The sequence below is a fragment of the Pedobacter heparinus DSM 2366 genome (genome assembly GCF_000023825.1).
In the GTDB taxonomy this organism is placed as follows: domain Bacteria; phylum Bacteroidota; class Bacteroidia; order Sphingobacteriales; family Sphingobacteriaceae; genus Pedobacter; species Pedobacter heparinus.
In genome coordinates this window covers 60191-78076 of sequence record NC_013061.1, presented here as the reverse complement: position 1 = coordinate 78076, position 17886 = coordinate 60191, and the positions used below count along the sequence as shown (strand labels likewise).

17 protein-coding genes are annotated in these 17886 nt (G+C 45.1%); 12 read left to right on the top strand and 5 right to left on the bottom strand.

Annotation, left to right across the window (positions count from 1 at the left end; all coding sequences use genetic code 11):
• Positions 1-5 precede the first annotated feature (5 nt).
• The 8 genes from PHEP_RS00365 to PHEP_RS00330 all read left to right on the top strand — a co-directional run bounded on the left by PHEP_RS00365 (position 6) and on the right by PHEP_RS00330 (position 7455).
• On the top strand, positions 6-641 hold the full coding sequence (locus PHEP_RS00365; RefSeq protein WP_012780252.1) for an O-methyltransferase: 636 nt from the start codon (positions 6-8) through the stop codon (positions 639-641).
• Between the two features lie 2 nt (positions 642-643).
• Entirely contained in the window at positions 644-1324 is a 681-nt protein-coding gene (locus tag PHEP_RS00360; RefSeq protein WP_012780251.1) for a glucosaminidase domain-containing protein, read from the top strand.
• Positions 1324-2235 (top strand): glucosaminidase domain-containing protein, encoded by a 912-nt coding sequence (locus PHEP_RS00355; protein WP_012780250.1) that lies wholly within the window; start codon positions 1324-1326, stop codon positions 2233-2235. The genes PHEP_RS00360 and PHEP_RS00355 overlap by 1 nt, the downstream gene beginning before the upstream one ends.
• 47 nt (positions 2236-2282) lie before the next feature.
• Positions 2283-3035, top strand: a complete 753-nt coding sequence (locus PHEP_RS00350; RefSeq protein ID WP_012780249.1) for a hypothetical protein — start codon at positions 2283-2285, stop codon at positions 3033-3035.
• Complete coding sequence (locus tag PHEP_RS00345) at positions 3032-3355, top strand: hypothetical protein (protein ID WP_012780248.1); 324 nt, start codon at positions 3032-3034, stop codon at positions 3353-3355. The genes PHEP_RS00350 and PHEP_RS00345 overlap by 4 nt, the downstream gene beginning before the upstream one ends.
• 24 nt (positions 3356-3379) lie before the next feature.
• Positions 3380-4405, top strand: a complete 1026-nt coding sequence (locus tag PHEP_RS00340; protein WP_012780247.1) for a DUF3078 domain-containing protein — start codon at positions 3380-3382, stop codon at positions 4403-4405.
• Between the two features lie 82 nt (positions 4406-4487).
• Positions 4488-5828 carry a signal recognition particle protein gene (gene ffh / locus PHEP_RS00335; protein ID WP_012780246.1) on the top strand — a complete coding sequence of 447 codons (1341 nt, stop codon included), beginning with the start codon at positions 4488-4490 and terminating at the stop codon, positions 5826-5828.
• Positions 5829-5916: 88 nt separating this feature from the next.
• Entirely contained in the window at positions 5917-7455 is a 1539-nt protein-coding gene (locus tag PHEP_RS00330; protein ID WP_012780245.1) for a YifB family Mg chelatase-like AAA ATPase, read from the top strand.
• On the opposite strand, the gene PHEP_RS00325 is transcribed toward PHEP_RS00330, so the two are convergent.
• The 5 genes from PHEP_RS00325 to PHEP_RS00305 all read right to left on the bottom strand — a co-directional run bounded on the left by PHEP_RS00325 (position 7452) and on the right by PHEP_RS00305 (position 10955).
• Entirely contained in the window at positions 7452-7700 is a 249-nt protein-coding gene (locus PHEP_RS00325) for a hypothetical protein (RefSeq protein WP_012780244.1), read from the bottom strand. The genes PHEP_RS00330 and PHEP_RS00325 overlap by 4 nt on opposite strands.
• Before the next feature lie 38 nt (positions 7701-7738).
• Positions 7739-9172 carry a COG3014 family protein gene (locus tag PHEP_RS00320; RefSeq protein ID WP_012780243.1) on the bottom strand — a complete coding sequence of 478 codons (1434 nt, stop codon included), beginning with the start codon at positions 9170-9172 and terminating at the stop codon, positions 7739-7741.
• Between the two features lie 26 nt (positions 9173-9198).
• Positions 9199-9792, bottom strand: a complete 594-nt coding sequence (locus tag PHEP_RS00315) for a penicillin-binding protein activator LpoB (protein ID WP_036675359.1) — start codon at positions 9790-9792, stop codon at positions 9199-9201.
• 32 nt (positions 9793-9824) lie between these two features.
• A complete protein-coding gene (locus PHEP_RS00310) occupies positions 9825-10223 on the bottom strand; it encodes a hypothetical protein (protein ID WP_012780241.1) in 399 nt (132 codons plus the stop codon).
• A 138-nt stretch (positions 10224-10361) separates the two neighbouring features.
• Positions 10362-10955 (bottom strand): TlpA family protein disulfide reductase, encoded by a 594-nt coding sequence (locus tag PHEP_RS00305; RefSeq protein ID WP_012780240.1) that lies wholly within the window; start codon positions 10953-10955, stop codon positions 10362-10364.
• 150 nt (positions 10956-11105) lie between these two features.
• Here PHEP_RS00305 and PHEP_RS00300 point away from each other — a divergent pair, with 150 nt between their 5' ends.
• The 4 genes from PHEP_RS00300 to PHEP_RS00285 all read left to right on the top strand — a co-directional run bounded on the left by PHEP_RS00300 (position 11106) and on the right by PHEP_RS00285 (position 17879).
• Positions 11106-11708: an RNA polymerase sigma factor gene (locus PHEP_RS00300; RefSeq protein ID WP_012780239.1), complete on the top strand. Its 603-nt coding sequence runs from the start codon at positions 11106-11108 to the stop codon at positions 11706-11708.
• Between the two features lie 91 nt (positions 11709-11799).
• Positions 11800-12804: a FecR family protein gene (locus PHEP_RS21390; RefSeq protein WP_012780238.1), complete on the top strand. Its 1005-nt coding sequence runs from the start codon at positions 11800-11802 to the stop codon at positions 12802-12804.
• A 43-nt stretch (positions 12805-12847) separates the two neighbouring features.
• Complete coding sequence (locus tag PHEP_RS00290) at positions 12848-16405, top strand: SusC/RagA family TonB-linked outer membrane protein (RefSeq protein WP_012780237.1); 3558 nt, start codon at positions 12848-12850, stop codon at positions 16403-16405.
• 10 nt (positions 16406-16415) lie between these two features.
• A complete protein-coding gene (locus PHEP_RS00285) occupies positions 16416-17879 on the top strand; it encodes a RagB/SusD family nutrient uptake outer membrane protein (RefSeq protein WP_012780236.1) in 1464 nt (487 codons plus the stop codon).
• The last annotated feature ends 7 nt before the right edge of the window (positions 17880-17886 follow it).

The window sequence follows — 17886 nt, the reverse complement described above, 5'->3', positions numbered from 1 at the left end:
ATTATATGAGTTTAATTAGCGACGATATGCAGCAACTGCTGCTCGGTTATTGTGAACCGGAAAGCGACTTACTGCAAAAGATTGACCGGGAAACGAACCTTAAGGTTTTAATGCCGAGGATGCTCTCCGGGCATTACCAGGGCCGCGTACTGAGCATGCTCAGTAAACTGACCAATCCTGGCAGGATCCTGGAAATCGGTACTTTTACCGGCTATGCCACGCTTTGCCTGGCCGAAGGTTTAACAGCAAACGGGCTCATTTATACTTTGGACATCAATGAGGAGCTGGAAGAAATGGTACGCCGTAATTTTGAAGCCTCGGGCTATAACGATAAAATAAAATACATCCTGGGGGATGCCACAGAAACGGTTAACCATCTGGACGAAACATTTGACCTGGTTTTTATTGATGCGGATAAAAAGAACAACGGCAGGTATTACGACCTGATCTTCGACAAGGTAAGGCCGGGGGGGCTGATCATTGTTGATAATGTATTGTGGAGTGGAAAAGTACTGAACAGCAATCCCGATAAGGACACCAGAAATATCACTACATTTAACGATAAAATTGCTGCAGACACCCGCATAGAAAAACTGATCCTGCCGGTCAGGGATGGGTTATTTGTCATCAGAAAAAAATAATTATGTTTAAAACACTACTGTATACCGGGCTATGTTTTACCATTCTTACTTTTAGTGCTGCGGCACAGACCACAGAAGATTACATCGATTCTTATGCAGAGCATGCACAGGGCCTGATGCGTGAATATAAAATTCCGGCAAGTGTGATCCTGGCGGTTGCCATCCATGAATCGGCTGCCGGCACCAGTAAAATTGCCCGTTACCTGAACAACCATTTCGGAATAAAAGGGGCAAACAGCAACAATGAAATCCGTTCTGCTTATAAAGATTACCCCAGCGCACTGGAATCTTACGATCATTTTATAGAATTTCTGACCAGCAGAATGGCTTTCAGGACCTTGTTTGACAAATATGACCAGTACGATTACAAGAGCTGGGCCAGGGGGATACAGCGCGGAGGGTATGCGAGGAGCCGGACCTGGGCTGCCCAGATCATTGGCATCATTAAAAAAAACAACCTTTATCAATACGACGAAAGGCCGGAAGATTATACAGAACCTGCAGCACCGGAAGTCCGTGTAACCAGCCGCAACAGGCGCAGCACTGCAAAAACCTATACGGTTAAGGCTGGCGACAACCTGCACAACATTGCCAAAGCGCGACACACTACGCCCGCAGCATTAATGAAAAAGAACGGATTAAAAGGCCCGGCCATTAAACCCGGACAAAAACTTAAACTATAATGAACAACAGATTATTAGCCTTAGCACTGACCCTTGTTTTTTTTAGCGCATGTAAAACTAAAAAGTATAGCCGCAACAACAAGCAAATTGAAAAGGCAGCCAATAAAGCCAATCCCGATGTTAAATCTTATACCACACTAAATTATATTGAAGCCTTTAAAGCTGTGGCCGTAGAAGAAATGAACAAATATGGCATTCCGGCCAGCATTACCCTGGCACAGGGCATTATCGAGTCGGGAAGCGGCAACAGCAGCCTGGCCAAGTATGCCAACAACCACTTTGGCATTAAGTGTACCTCTGAATGGAAAGGCAAAGCTTACTATAAGGATGACGACCAGGCAAACGATTGTTTCAGGGTATATAAAGATGCCCGGGAATCGTATAAAGACCATTCGGAGTTCTTGAAAAGAAAACGCTACAGTTTTTTGTTTGAGCTGGACAAGAACGATTACAAAAACTGGGCTTATGGCTTAAAGCAGGCTGGCTACGCCACAAATCCCAGGTATCCCGACATGCTCATCAATGTGATCGATAAGTACCAGCTGTACCAGTATGATCAGCCGGAATCGGAAAGGGACAAGCTGAAGCGGGAAGATAAAGTGTTTACAGAGATCAATGCCAACATCCCTAACGAGAAGAAGAAGTTTACACCGGTAGAGGTCCCTCCGTCAAAACAAGTGATCAAAACACCGGATACCTTAAAGATATCAGCCCCTGTAGTACAGGACACTTCGGCCGCCAGGCCTGATGTTGCGCCAATATTTAAACCCACAAGCTACACTGTTAAACAGGGCGATACGCTATATGGCATTTCTAAAAGGTTCAACATCAGCATTGATGAACTTAAAACCTTAAATAACCTTACAGATACCGGGATTAAGATCGGACAAAAGCTGGTCTTAGTTAAATAATGTTAATATTATTACGGCATTATCGTTATCTTGTAATTTTGTATTAAATGAAGGTTTTTATTCTCCTGCTCGTTTTCTATGGTTTGGCATTTAAGGTATTTGCACAGCAGGGTACTGTGCAGGGCTTTGTGGTAGACAAGGATTCCAAACTGAGACTGGCCAAAGTTTACATCTACAATTCGGCCAATGATGAGGGGATTTACAATACCCCTAAAGGCGAGTTCAGTATTAAGGCGAAACCCGGCGATACGCTGTTTGCTGTTTTACAGGGTTATGCGCTGGACACAGTTGTGCTAAATGGACAGAAAGCAGTATATTTTCAGCTGAAATCTTTAGGGATTACCTTAAAGGAGGTGGCCATTATAGGCGACAAATACACGCCCAGGGAACGTCATGAAAAAACATTAAAGGAATACAAGTATAAACTGGACAAGGGTAAAGCAAAAGATCTGCTCAATTTAGGTCTGGGCGGTGCAGGCCTTGGCATTGATGCCATTTATAACCTGCTGAGCCGTGAAGGGAAAAATGCCCGGCATTTGCAGAAAATACTGGAACGGGACTATAAGGAGGCCATTATTGATTACCGTTTTAAACCCGATTATGTTAAACGGGTGTTGCAGATCAGCGATTATGAAGCTGAAGATTTTATGCAGCAATACCGGCCTTCCTATCAGTTTGTTTTAGCGGCTTCTGATTATGCCTTTGTGGTATACCTGCGGAACAGTTATGCCAGCTATAAACGCAATCCTTCGGCCTTCAGGCTACCGGCATTGCCTAAAATAAACGTGGAGCAGTTTTGAAACCCTGGTTTCTGATATGGAGCAGGCTCCCGGCAAACGGGATGGCAATATTTCCCTTTATCATCATTAAAGATGTACGGATGAAAACAGACCCGGTGCTGGTAAACCACGAGCGCATCCATTTCAGGCAGCAGCTGGAGTTACTGATCCTGCCTTTTTACCTGTTATACCTGCTGAATTACCTGGTTAACCTTGTCCGCTTTAAAAATCACTACCTGGCCTATTTTAATATCCTTTTTGAAAAAGAGGCCTATGCACATGAGCATGACCTTGTTTACCTGAAGAAAAGGAAGTTTTTTGCCTGGATAAAGTATGTTTGATTTTTTTTGTTTTTCTTTGTAGGAATGAAGATTTTTTATGCCTACTTACTTTTAGTTTTTATCGGTACGACAAGCCTGCAAGCACAGGAGATTGACACGATCCAGATCAATACCAAAGGACTTGACATTAAATTAAAGCGGAGTCCTCTGCCTTCAAGAAGCGGTACCATTCCTTTTAAAGCGGTGCCACTGACTCCTATTGTAATAGATGCAAGGGTAAACTACTGGAAAACCCGGACTTCTGTAGGCATCAATGTAAACCAGGCCACTTTTTCCAACAACTGGAAAGGCGGCGGGGTAAACTCACTGGCCATAGGCGGCCTGGTAAACTACAAGGCTGAATACTCCAAAGAAAGCTATAGCTATGTAAGCGAGGTGATCCTGGAATATGGGAAGATCAGGAACAAAGACCAGTTGCAAAAGAAAACACGCGACCGGATTTTCTGGGACAATAAGGCGGCAATTCAATTGTCTAAAAACTGGTATTTCTTTGGATCTGTAAGTTTTGAATCGCAATTTGATGCTGGTTTTGCCTATGGCAAGGATAAAGAAGGAACTGAAGACAAATACCTGATTTCTAAATTTATGGCCCCCGGCTACCTCACCGAATCATTCGGTTTTGAGTACAAGCCCAACAAATTCTTTTCTACACGTATTGGTACTGGAACCGCGCGACAAACTTTTGTGCTGGATACCGCCGTTTATTATACCAAAAACTTCAGTACTGGGGTCATGACCAAAGGTCAGACAAAATATGGGGTCGATTTCAACAAAAAGTTTAAGAACGAGCTGGCTTTTCAGATTGTGAGCAATTTTGAAAAAGAGATTTTCACCAATACCATGCTTAAATCCAGGTACCAGATGTTTATCCCGTACGACAGGGCGCTGGTCAACATAGACCATCGCCTGGATGTTTCTATTTCCTCTAAATTAAACCGGCTGATGAATGTTTCACTTACAGGTGTTGGTTTGTTTGACAGGGACAACGACACCAAGATACAGGGAAGCCAGACACTTGCCCTGGGTGTGATGTTTATCTTCCCGCGCTAATACTTTTTATTATTCCCCCATCTTTTCCTCCAAAATTAATACCTTTGGAGCTACAAAAATTGAACACTAAGCATTAAAAGAAATGTTTGAAAATTTACAGGACAAGCTAGACCGTGCGTTTAAAGTTTTAAAAGGACAAGGCAGCATTACCGAGATCAACGTGGCTGAAACCATGAAAGAGATCCGTAAGGCTTTATTAGACGCCGACGTAAATTACAAAACGGCCAAGAGCTTTACCGATGAGGTAAAAGAAAAAGCTTTGGGCGCCAATGTACTTACGGCTGTTTCGCCGGGCCAGTTGCTGACCAAGATCATGAACGATGAGCTTGCAGCCTTAATGGGTGGTGAGGTAACGGAGCTTGATTTAAAAACAAATCCAACCATTATATTAATTGCCGGTTTAAACGGTGCGGGTAAAACCACTTTTACCGGTAAGCTGGCCAACTTCCTGAAAAACAAAGGCAAGAAACCTTTACTGGTAGCAGGCGACGTATACCGGCCTGCAGCGGTAGACCAGCTGCAGATCCTTGGCGAGCAGATCGGTGTTCCGGTGTATGCCAACACGGCCTCTAAAGATCCCGTTGGGATTGCCCTGGAAGGGATTGCAGAGGGTAAAAAACAGCAAAACAATGTCATCATTATAGATACTGCAGGTCGTTTAGCAATAGATGAGCAGATGATGGATGAGATTGCCGCTGTAAAAGAAAGTACCAAACCGCATGAGATCCTCTTTGTTGTAGATGCCATGACCGGACAGGATGCCGTAAATACAGCCAAAGCATTTAACGACAGGCTCGATTTTACAGGGGTGGTACTGACCAAATTAGATGGTGATACCCGTGGTGGTGCGGCCCTTTCCATTAAATCTGTAGTGAACAAGCCGATCAAATTTATCGGTACAGGCGAAAAAATGGAAGCCCTTGATGTGTTCTATCCGGAAAGGATGGCCTCACGTATTTTAGGCATGGGTGACGTGGTTTCCCTTGTTGAGCGTGCCCAGCAGCAGTTTGACGAGAAAGAAGCCGCAGAACTGCAGAAAAAGATCCGTAAGAACAAATTTGACTTCAACGACTTTTACAACCAGATCCAGCAGATCAAAAAAATGGGTAACATGAAAGACCTGATGGGCATGATACCTGGTGTAGGGAAGATGATGAAAAATGTGGACATTGAAGATGATGCCTTTAAAAATGTAGAGGCCATTATCCAGTCGATGACCAAATACGAGCGTGAAAACCCCGATAGTATCCAGCAAAGCAGACGTCTGCGCATTGCCAAAGGATCGGGCAATAAAATAGAGGAAGTGACCAAGCTGATCAAACAGTTTGAGGACATGCGTAAAGTGATGAAGCAGTTCTCTAATCCCGCTGCCGCAGCAAGGATGATGAAAAACATGCCTAAAATGCCTCAGGGCAGAATGTAGGCTTGTCTGAAAATAATTTCAGGATTTTTGACCACCATATCGTTAAATCGGTCTAGATTCACAGTAGTGGATTTAGACCGATTTTTTTATGCTGATAAAAACTTATGGCAGTGCCGTTTTTGGGGTTGATGCCTTAACCATTACCATAGAGGTAAGTATAGGCGGCGGCAACAGGTACCACATTGTGGGCCTGCCCGACAATGCAATTAAAGAAAGCCTGAGAAGGATAGAAAGTGCGATCCAGTCGGCCGGGCTTAAAATGCCCCGGCAAAAGATTGTCATCAACCTTGCCCCTGCAGATATCCGCAAGGAAGGTTCAGCCTACGATCTGCCCATTGCGATCGCCATTTTAGCGGCTTCTGGTCAATTGGAAATCCCGGAAGTAGACAAATACTTCATCATGGGAGAACTGTCGTTAGACGGCGGCCTGCAGCCCATAAAAGGAGCTTTACCCATTTCCATACAAGCCCGGTCTGCCGGATTTAAAGGTTTTATATTGCCCAAGGAGAATTCGAGGGAGGCCGCCATTGTAAGCGACATTGCCGTTTATGGGATGTGCAATTTAATGGAAGTTGTTTCTTTTTTTAATGGTTCCTTTGCGCCCCACCCTGTACTGGTGAACACCAGGGACGAATTTTTAAACCACATCAACAATTATGAACAGGATTTTTCGGATGTGAGGGGCCAGGAAAACATCAAACGGGCACTGGAAATTGCCGCGGCCGGGGGGCATAACCTGATCCTGATTGGCCCTCCCGGGGCCGGAAAAACCATGCTGGCCAAACGTTTGCCTACAATTTTGCCGCCCTTAAACCTGCATGAAGCCCTGGAGACCACTAAAATACATTCTGTAGCCGGAAAGCTGAATGCAGCCGATGCGCTGATGACAGAAAGGCCTTACCGAAGTCCGCACCATACCATTTCAGATATGGCCCTGGTAGGTGGCGGGGCCAATCCGCAGCCAGGAGAAATTTCTCTGGCCCATAATGGTGTCCTTTTCTTAGATGAGCTGCCCGAGTTTAAGCGAAGTGTACTTGAAGTAATGCGGCAACCACTTGAAGACCGCCGGGTAACCATTTCCAGGGCAAGATTGAGTGTGGAATACCCGGCAAGCTTTATGCTCATCGCCTCAATGAACCCCTGCCCCTGCGGTTTTTTTAACCACCCTGAAAAAGAATGTATCTGTGCTCCCGGGCAGGTACAAAAGTACCTGAGTAAAATTTCGGGGCCGCTGTTAGACCGTATAGACCTGCATGTAGAGGTTACCCCGGTAAATTTTAATGAACTGACTTCGGCCGTAAAAGCGGAAAAAAGTGCCGCCATCAGGGAAAGGGTGATCAGGGCCAGGGCTGTTCAGGACCTCAGGTTCAGCAGCCGGTCCAACCTGCATTACAATGCACAGATGAGCCCCAATATGGTAAGGGAGATCTGCAAAATAGACGATGCCGGGCAAACACTCATTAAAAAAGCAATGGAAAAGCTGGGTTTATCGGCCAGGGCATACGACCGGATTTTAAAGGTGGCCAGAACCATTGCCGACCTTGCAGCCAGCAACGTCATTACGCTGGAGCACCTTGCAGAAGCCATACATTACCGGAGTTTAGACCGAGACAGCTGGTCGGGTTAATCCTCTTCTTCATCTTCTTCTTCCGGAACGTAAGCCGTGATGGCACGGCCTATGGCGTTGATCTCTTCGTCCAGTTCAAATAAGGGCAATGCCGTTTCAGGATCCAGTTTTAGCCATTGCTCATCTGTATCCTTCTGGATCTCTACATATTCTTTGCCATCTTTAAAAATAACGTAAGTATCGTTGCCTTCCGGAAACACGGCATAAGCTGTAGTTCCGATTTCAATATCAAAAGGTTGTTGCATGTTGGTAAGGTTAATAATTGACGCAAATTTGGGAATAATCAGCGTAAAGTTGAATAATTATAGAACTGAAGTTTTCCTGTACCGTTAACGGTTATCGTTTTGGAATCACTGTTTCCACCAGCGCCTTTTAAGTCCAGGGTCAGGGTATTTTCACCTTTTTTAAGTGGAATACGGGTATAACTGATGTTGGCCGGAAGCGATTGCCAGTTCCTTGTGTCGGCCTTTTCTGAAAGCAGGCTGTACAACTGCATGCCAATGCCCAGGCCTTCCAGCAGAGAATTGTCTTTCCCATCCTTACCATTTCCTTTGGCGCTTTGCCTTAAGGCGTATTCTGCACTCTTTTTAACAGCCAGGCGGGTCAGCACCTTGCCCATCTCCTTCACAAAACGCTGGTCAAGGGTCTTAAAAGCCAGTTCGTTGATGTCTTCAGCCTTTTCAAATGAAACAGTCTGTGTTCCATTACTCAGTGTTGCAGAACTGTAATGGGGTGGCTGGGCCTGATATTTGGGATACGTTGCCCGAAGGCTTTCTACCCCATTGAGGCTAAAATTACTATTGCTGTACGTATGGTTAAAGGGGATAATGATCGTTCCACCAAGATTGGTAAAGAAGAGGTCGCCATTACTGCCTTTGATCAGTGAAAAGAAAAGCTCTTCCTGTTTTTTAACCGGGGCCAATCCGTTTTCCCAGAAAAAGATCAGTTCGCCACCTTCCGGCTTGGGCTCTGCCTGGTACTTCATACCAAACAGTGCTTCAAAACGGCTCAATTCGGCAGTAAATCCATTCCTGTCGGCCATTCTTAACACATCCTGTTTCAGTTCAGCCGGTATTTTCACCCCGTAATAAGTCTGATCTTTACTGTTCAGGTAAACTTCTGCTGCATTTCTATAGGCAATAAAGGCATTGTTTATATCACCATCCTGTTCATAGATCAGCCCCTGCAGCATCAATGAAAAGGCATCTTTGGAATAGCGGCTATCTTTATCATTGAACTTATCGCCTTGCTCCTGCGATTGCAGTGTAATGCGTCGGGCCTCTACAATGGCGTCTTCGTTAAGCCCCAGGTACACATAGTTCAGTGCCTTGTAATAATGGATCATAAACTTCTCAAAGTCCTCGCCTTTGTAGCTTTGCGTCATGGGGTTAACCAGTGTGCCTACTACGGCATCCATAGCTCCGCCTATTCCGTTCTCCAAGAGCTGATCGGCCTCATTAAAATAACGGTTGCTATTTTCGTAATCGCCTGAAAGATGGCTCGCCTTCCCTTTTTCCATCAGAAAAAGAAGCTTGTTGCGTGGCTTTTGCAGCAGTTTGTTCTTATCCAGCTCTTTTACCGCTTCCGTATAATTACCAGCAGCGATCTGCTTGTAATAAGAGGCGATCATGTCGTTATAGCTGGCACAGCCGGAAAGAAAAAGCACCAGTCCTAAAAAGAATGATGCTTTAAAAATGTTCCTGCGGATATTTATCATTATGGTATTTAGCCGGGTACCCCTAACTAATTTTTAACGTATTTAGCTATTTTCTTATCCCCAATCCATACCACTTCATTGGTCTGGATATCTGTAAGCTCCAGGTTTACCTGATAATACACCACCTTTTTACGCTTATGGGAATCTACGATAGAATTTATGGAACCTTGTAAAATGTAATCTGCACCATTTTCCAGGCCAAACTTTTTCATGGTAGATACTGTGGCGTTGTCCTGCTGATCGGCTTTTTCGGCACGCAGCTCCTCTCTTTTCTTGCCACCCTGCACCAGGCGTACACGTTCGCTTTTAATAAAAGCCTGCTCTACGTCTTTAACAAAGGTTTCGGCATCGATATGTTCATGGCTTTTATTTTTTACCACACCAACCACTACAACCGGTCTTTTGCCCTGCTTCTCTTCCAGATGGGTAGATAACCATTTGCCACCTAAAACTGTCTGGGTCATTTCTTCGGCCACAAGCCTGGAATCGGTATTGTTCCAGTTGCCGCTTACATCAATGGCCTGGTCTGTGTTTACCCGGGTAACTTGTCGCGAACATGAGCTGATTATCATTCCGGAAACGGCTATAGCCGCAATGGTCATTGTTCTTTTTAATTGCATATTATTGAATCTTATTGTTTTTATTTGCTGTTTTACCATCTGCCCCAGGGCCTGCTGTTACCCCAGCTATAGCCCAGATATCCGCCATAATTAAAGCCCCTGCCAAAGCCATAGTTGCCATAGCTTATAGAAGGATAAAAATATGGGCTGCCATAATAATAGCCACTGTTCAGGTTCAGCTGATAGTTCCGTTCCCGCCTCAGTTTTCTGCGCTCTTCCCGGGCCTCATACCAGTCGTAAGCCTTATAAGTCTGCTGAACAGTTGTGCCCTGATCGCAGTTCAAAGAATCGGCCAGTTCAATGTATTTGGCCCTGCTTTCCTGGTACCTTGGATTTTGATCCTTTACCAGTTCTGTTTTTTGTGCATAGCCTGCGGTACCATAAACCATTGCCGCTGCACAACTCCATACAAAAATCCAGTTCGTTTTCATCTGTATCCGTTTTTTTATCAAAATGAACCTTCATTAGTCTAGCGGCCCATTTATTGATGTTAGCTGTATATAAAATTACAGAATTTTTAATGATCTGTAACGATTTAACCTATTTTAACATAAGACGGGTTTAAGCGCCTAAATGTTACTTGCTTTTAATTTTTTTAAGAATTCTATAAATTTTTCGCTTCCATAATTGGCTGCACCCACTTCATTATAAGCAACACGACCCTTTTTATCAAACACCAGGGTTGTGGGCAGTGAGCCTTTAAAAATGGCTTCAGGAATAGGGCTTGCCGCATTGTAAACTGGCATTTTATAGCCTTTTCTGTCCATATATTGTTGTGCTTTTGCAAAATCACTGTCGGCATCCACCAATATAAATACCACCCCCTTGTCCTCCTTAAACTGGCTGTACAGTTTATTTACCGCAGGCATTTCGGCCAGGCAGGGCGGGCACCAGGTAGCCCAGAAATTAATAAAAACAACTTTTCCTCTTAAACTGCCCAGGTCAACTTCCTTACCGGCAGCATCTTTAAACCGGATACCCGAAAGGTCATTTACAGCAGCAGTCAGCGGCGCTTCGGTTTGCGCTACATCGGGCCTGAAAAGCCCGATTTCCATCAGTCCCCTTATCATCAATGCTTTTGCTGCCGGAACAAAAATAAGTACCAGAAAAATGGCGATAAACAAGATGTTCAGGCCATTCTTTTTATTGAAAATTTTCTCCATTGGCAATCTTTTTTGTAAAGCTACAGGATTATTCTGTAACCGCTCAAATCTGCCCGGCTTTTGACATTTTGCTGTTGAAGGGCTAAAACCTTAGGGCTTTTTGCTAATTTCACCAAATTAATGCGCTCATGTTAAAGCATTTTGGCGATCATGGAACTTCCTTTTACAGATGATTCAGTAACCTGGCAGCTATTTAAAAATGGCGATAAAAAGGCATTTTCTTTCATTTACACCACTTATAGCCCTAATTTGTATGAATATGGGATGAGGATACTGCAGGATGAAGAACTGACCAGGGACGCCATCCATGACCTTTTTGTGAAGCTCTGGCAAAACAGAAAATCCATTGGCACAACCAATAACATCAAGTATTACCTTATCACAGCGCTTCGCAACACTATTTTTACATTAAAGGGCATAGAGAACAGGATGCAGCTGACCGGTTTAAATGAGGCGGATGCTTTTCATCTTGATTTTACCCTTGAGTCGGCATACATCCGGAAAGAAGACCTTAATCTGCTTTCCATACAATTGCTGGATGCGCTGAACCAGATCAGCCCCAGACAAAAGGAAATTCTTTACCTGAGGTATTTTGAAGAACTGGATTACAACCAGATTGCTGAAATGATGAACATCTCTGTAAAAGGAGCATATAAATTATCTGCACGTGCTTTGGAGGCCTTGCGTGAACTTATGAAACTTCCGTTGTCACTCCTTCTTTTCCTGTTGCTGATGGGCCGGGAACGGTTTTAAACCTTATAAATTTCTTTTTTTAAAATAAATGCAAAACCATGGGGTGTTTTTTCGGGCTTTCTGGTTTGTATAAAAGAACAGACGTAATCACATGATCAACCCTAAACACGACACGTACAAAACCGCTGATTTTCTGGATGATATTTCCTTTATAAATGCCATAAAGCATCATAAAGAACGTGATCTTAGTTACTGGAAAGAATGGAAAAGTTCCGGCCCATCGAATCTGCAGGCCTATGAGGCTGCCGAACTGCAGCTGCGGTTGATCCTGTCGTCCCGACGGCTAAAGCCCGGAAGTGTATTTATGGAAAGTTTGTGGGAAGACATCAACGGAAGTATTGAAACTGAGCACCGGCATAAACTGCGAAAAATACAGATGGCCATTCTTTCGGCTGCAGCAGTGCTGGCGCTGATGCTGCTCTCGGCTTCGTTATGGTTTTTCAATTCCAGCATTACGCTGCGCACACCTTACGGAAAAACACAGCAGGTTTTTCTGCCCGACGGGAGCCAGGTCCTGCTAAACGCCAACACAGAACTCCGGTACCCGAGGGCTTATAACTGGAAAAATACCAGGGAAGTTTTCTTAAAAGGGGAAGCCTATTTTAAGGTAAGCCATGGAAGCCCCTTTAGTGCACATACAAAAAACCTGACAGTACAGGTGCTGGGAACAGAGTTTAACATCAAAGAAAGGCGGGGAACAACACTGGTTGCCCTCATCAGGGGTAGGGTAGCCATAAAAGGATCTGCCATTAACCCTTTAAAACCTTCGATTTTGAATCCTGCTGAGCTTTTTCGTTTTGATGAAAACACAAATACAGCTGTAAAAACAACAACAAATCCCCAGGTTTATACCGCCTGGATGGACCATAAAGTAATTGCCGAAAACACAACTGTTGGCAGCATCATTAAGGATTTTGAAGACTTGTATGGCAGCAGGATCATTCTTGAGGATACCACTTTGTATAACCGTGTTATTGATGGGGTGGTACCCATGGGCGATAAAGACAATACCCTTTTTGTAATTGCAAATATCCTGAACGTACAGATCAGGAAACAAGGCGACACCATTTTGTTTAAACCGCGCAAAACACCATAAGACCAATTATAAGAAATCACATAAATAAACTAAACTCCAAACGATGAAGAAAACCATTACCTGCCTTATTAAAGCATTTTGCCTTGTACTGTCCGTCCTCTATTTGAACCAGGCGCATGCTCAGGTGAATAAAGCAATGCCTGTTGCAGAGGCCTTAAAAAAGATCACAGAGAAATACCAGACCAAATTTGTTTACGAACCGGCTGTGCTGCGTGGCAAAACGACCACGGCCGCATTGGAAAAAACAAATGGACAGTCTATAGAAGAGGTATTAAAAGGCATTCTATATCCCAACAACCTGTTGTTTCTTTACGTAAGCGACAACCACTATGCCATCATCAATAAAGATGAGAAATCATTCCAAAACGCAGCCGGAATAACACTTGGTACTGCTGTACGTGGTATAATAAAAGGAAATGTTACTGATGAAAACGGATTGCCTTTACCAGGGGTCAACATTACGGTAAAGGATAAAACAAGCCGGGCCAGTTCAGACAATTCGGGGAATTATGTAATTGCGGCCGACAGGGAAGATCTGCTGCTGTTTACTTTCGTTGGCTATCAGGTAGCAGAACTTTCGCCCAATTCAGGGGGCATTTTAAATGTAAACATGAAACCTGACGTTTCGCAGCTAAAAGACGTGGAGGTGGTATCGACAGGTTACCAGCGCATCTCCCGGGAGCGGAGTGCCGGGTCTTTTGCCAAACCAGACCTGGATATCATGAACAGCCGTTCATCAAGTATGAACATTGCCCAGCGTTTAGACGGACTGGTACCCGGACTTACAGTTAACAATGCCCCCGGCACCGAGACCTTACTGATCAGGGGCCTTACCTCTATCAATGCTACAGCTTCGCCGCTTTTTGTAGTAGACGGGATTGTGCTGGACGGCGCCAATGTAAACTCCATTAACCCAAATGACGTGGCCGACATTACTGTACTAAAAGATGCCACTGCGGCCTCTATATGGGGCTCTAACGCCGCCAATGGTGTAATTGTCATTACCACCAAAAAAGGGAGCAATACCGGCAGGATCAGGATAGACTACGACGGTTTTGTGAATTTTCAGGGCAGGCCTGAAACCGATTACCTGCCGGCCTTGAACAGCAGTCAGTTTATACAGGCTGCGCGAGACATTTTTGATCCTGTACTGAACACTTACGCTTCGGTTACAAAGTTTAGTCCTACTACCTGGAAACCTGTTCCTGCGCATGAAGAACTCTTATATAAACTTGCAGATAAAACGCTTAGCCCGCAGCAGGTAGCCGCTTATGAACAGCAATTGACCGATCTGGCAAATACCAGCAATCAGAAACAGATCAACGAGCTGTTGTACCGCAACGCTTTACTCACCAACCACACGCTTTCTTTAAGCGGAGGAACGGAGAAGTATAACTTTTACGGCTCGGCAGCTTATACCGGAACACTCAATAGCAGTCCGGGGGCCAGCAATAATACTTATAAAATCAATTTACGGCAGGACTTTAAGTTCTCGGACAGGATCCAGTTGTACCTCATCACCGACCTGACCAATACTACGGCACAGGCAAAACGCAATATCCGCCCAAACAATATGTTCCTTCCTTATGCATTGTTCCAGGACCAGAACGGCAGCAACATTTCTATGCCCTGGCTATATCTGCCAGATGCAGACAGGGCAACTTTCGAAAGCAAAAGTCTGATTGACCTGAATTACAGCCCGCTGGATGAAATAAACCGCGGGTACAACAACTCCAACAGCATGCTGGCGCGGATAAACACCGGTTTAGATGTAAACCTGATTAAGGGCCTGAAGTTCCAGGGCGTGTATGGCCTGGTCAAAGGCAATACCAAAACCAGGAGCTATGATGGCGACGACAGCTTTACCTTCAGACGTGAGCTGGCTCAGTTTACTGTAGCGGCTGTTGCCCCGGCAACCAAACCTACTTATTACCTGCCCGAAACAGGGGCCATTTATGAAGTGACCAACAACCTGCAGGAAAACTGGAATGTTAGGAACCAATTGGTCTTTGACCATTCTTTTGATAACCAGAAACACCAGATCACTGCTTTATTTGGGCAGGAAATCCGCAAAACATTCAACACCGGCAATGGCAGCATTGTAAGGGGTTATGACGAACAATTACTGACTTCAGGCCAGGTGGATTATAAAATGCTTGCCGTAACAGGTGTTACCGGAGTTTTACCAAGAGGGTCTGGTGCCAATAAACTGGACATCAGGAATTTTTCGGCCAATGAAGCTGATGTCCGTTTCCTTTCTTACTATGCCAACCTTGGCTATACCTTTAACAACAGGTATACTTTAAATGGCAGCTGGCGCATTGATGAATCTAACCTCTTCGGGAAGGACCAATCGGCCCAGAACAGGCCGGTATGGAGTGTAGGCGCGGGCTGGCTGTTGAGCAACGAAGGCTTTATGGATCAGGTTAAATGGGTAGACCGCCTTAACCTGCGTAGTACTTACGGCATTACCGGTAATGCCCCTATACCAGGTAGTGCGGCTTCTTATGATATTTTTGCCGCACAGGCCAATGCCATTTTCCCCGGGGGTAAAGGGCTGGTCCTGTCTACCCCTGGCAATCAGAGCTTATCCTGGGAATCGACAAAAACACTCAATTTTGGGCTCGACTTTTCCATACTTAAACGCCTGAACGGCTCTGTTGATGTTTACAGCAAAAAAACAGAGAACCTGATCGGCGAACTGCAGGTGAACCCTTTTACCGGTTTTGCTACCATAGAAGGAAATCAGGGCGCCCTAAAAAACAGGGGGGTTGAACTGAACCTCAGTTCTTTAAACATCAATACCAGGGATTTTAGCTGGAGAACCTTACTGACCCTGGGCTATAACAAAAATGAAGTGACCGACCTTTACAGTAAAACCGCCATTACTACCGGCAGCGGGAAAGTAGAACAACGTTTTATTAAGGGATATTCTGCTTATGCCGTATTCGCTTATCAATACGCGGGGCTCGACAATACCGGTGCGCCGCAGGTAAGGTTAAATGATGGTACCGTAAGTACAGCCAAAAATGTGGCCACACCAGACGATATCGTTTATATGGGCAGCTTTCAGCCTAAATGGGCCGGGGGTTTTAGCAACAGTTTAAAGTACAGGGATTTCGGACTGCAGTTCAATGCCGTTTATAACCTTGGTTTTGTGATGCGCAGAGATGTCAACCGCTTTTATTCAGGCGGGAGGCTGGTGCCTGATGTAGGCTCATTCACTACCGGAAATGTTCATTCTGATTTCGCAAACCGCTGGAAAGCTTCAGGTGATGAGGCCTTTACAGATATCCCGGCCTATGTGGGTTCAAAAACCGACACCCGCGAGCTGAACTACTACTACCTGGCAGATAAAAATGTAGTTGATGCCTCGTATATCAAACTGAGGGACATTACTTTAGCTTATCAATTGCCAAAGGCCCTGCTGAACAGCATCAGGGCAGAAAGCATCAGTTTCCGTTTCCAGGTTTCCAACATCCTATTGTGGAAAGCCAATGATTATGGCATAGACCCTGAATTTCAAAGTGCGGCATCGGGTACCAGGAACATGCCCGCCAACCAAAAAACCTTTACCCTGGGCGCTCACGTAACTTTTTAAACGAACGATTATGAAAAAGAGATCATTTATAACCAAAATAGCTGTTGTGCTGTTCGTGCTGACTGCTTTAAATGCCTGCAAAAAAGACTTTCTGAACGTTAATCCGAAGGGAAAACTGATTGCTTCAAAAACCGCTGAATATGACCTGATGTTTAACTGGGGCGCGATCCGCATCGGCCTTCCAACTTCTGCAGTAATTATGGGCGACGATGCCATTGTTGCCGATCCGCTTTATGCCAAGGCCACACTGAGAACGCAGCGCTTTTTCCGCTGGGAAGATGAGGTGTATGAACCGGAAGACAATGCCACAGAGATGAGCCTGCTGATGCCCAAGATCTATATTTACAACAAAGTGATCAATGAGGTGATGGATTCTGAAGGCGGTTCTCAGCAGCAAAAGGCAGAACTGCAGGCCGAAGCCTATGCCAACCGCGCCTGGTCATATTTCATGCTGATCAATTATTTTGGTCTACCTTACAATGAAACAACCTCTAAAACAGATCCGGGCTATCCGATCATTACTGCCGCAGATGTGGCAGAAACAAAATTTACCCGGGCTTCGGTAGCCGAAGTATATGATTTTATTATTGACGACCTTAAAAAGGCCATTGCTGGCTTGCCCCCCCAATCTGCGGCCCGCGTACGGATGTCCAAAGCCGCAGCAGAGGCCATATTGGCTAAAGTATATGTATTTATGGGCCGCTATACGGAGGGCCTTACCCAGATCAGCAATGCATTTACGCACCTGCCCACTAATTTTGTGGTTAAATTATATGATTACAATGTAACCCTGGCTACAGGTGGTACCTGGGGCTATAATGTGACCACCACCCCTAAAGCTTATTTATCAGGTGTACCTTCTGGAGACCTGCACGAAGAGACTTTGCTGGACCGGGGCTTTAACAATAGCTGGTCGTTAAACGGGGCCGACATTTTGCTGGCGCCCGAGGTTGTGGCTTTGTATACCGCAAATGATACCCGCCTTAAGCTGTTCTCCAGCCAACCTTACGGAGGCGGGACCATCTTATCACCAAATCCTCCCGGAGCCCCGGCCCCGATGCGGGCCATCGGTTTTTACAACACACAATATGGTGTTCGCTTAGCCGAAATGTACCTGCTGAGTGCAGAATGTAAAGCCCGTACGGGCGACATCGGCGGAGCTGTAACCGACCTGGAGGCCCTGAGAAAGAAAAGGATGCCTGCAACCAGCGCTACCGTAAGCATTACCGATAAAGATGCGCTGATCCGCTTTATCATAGACGAGCGGACACGGGAGCTTTCTATGCAGGGTTATCGCTGGTTTGACATGCGCCGTCTGTATAAAGATCCTTTATTTGCCGGCAAAATGCCTTATACCCACAAATATGTATCGGCAACAGGGGCGGTAACTACCTATACTTTAAAACCTGAAAGGTTTGCCATTCGTTTTCCTCAAAGCGTGATCAATGCCAATCCGGGAATGAAAAACAATTAACCACCTG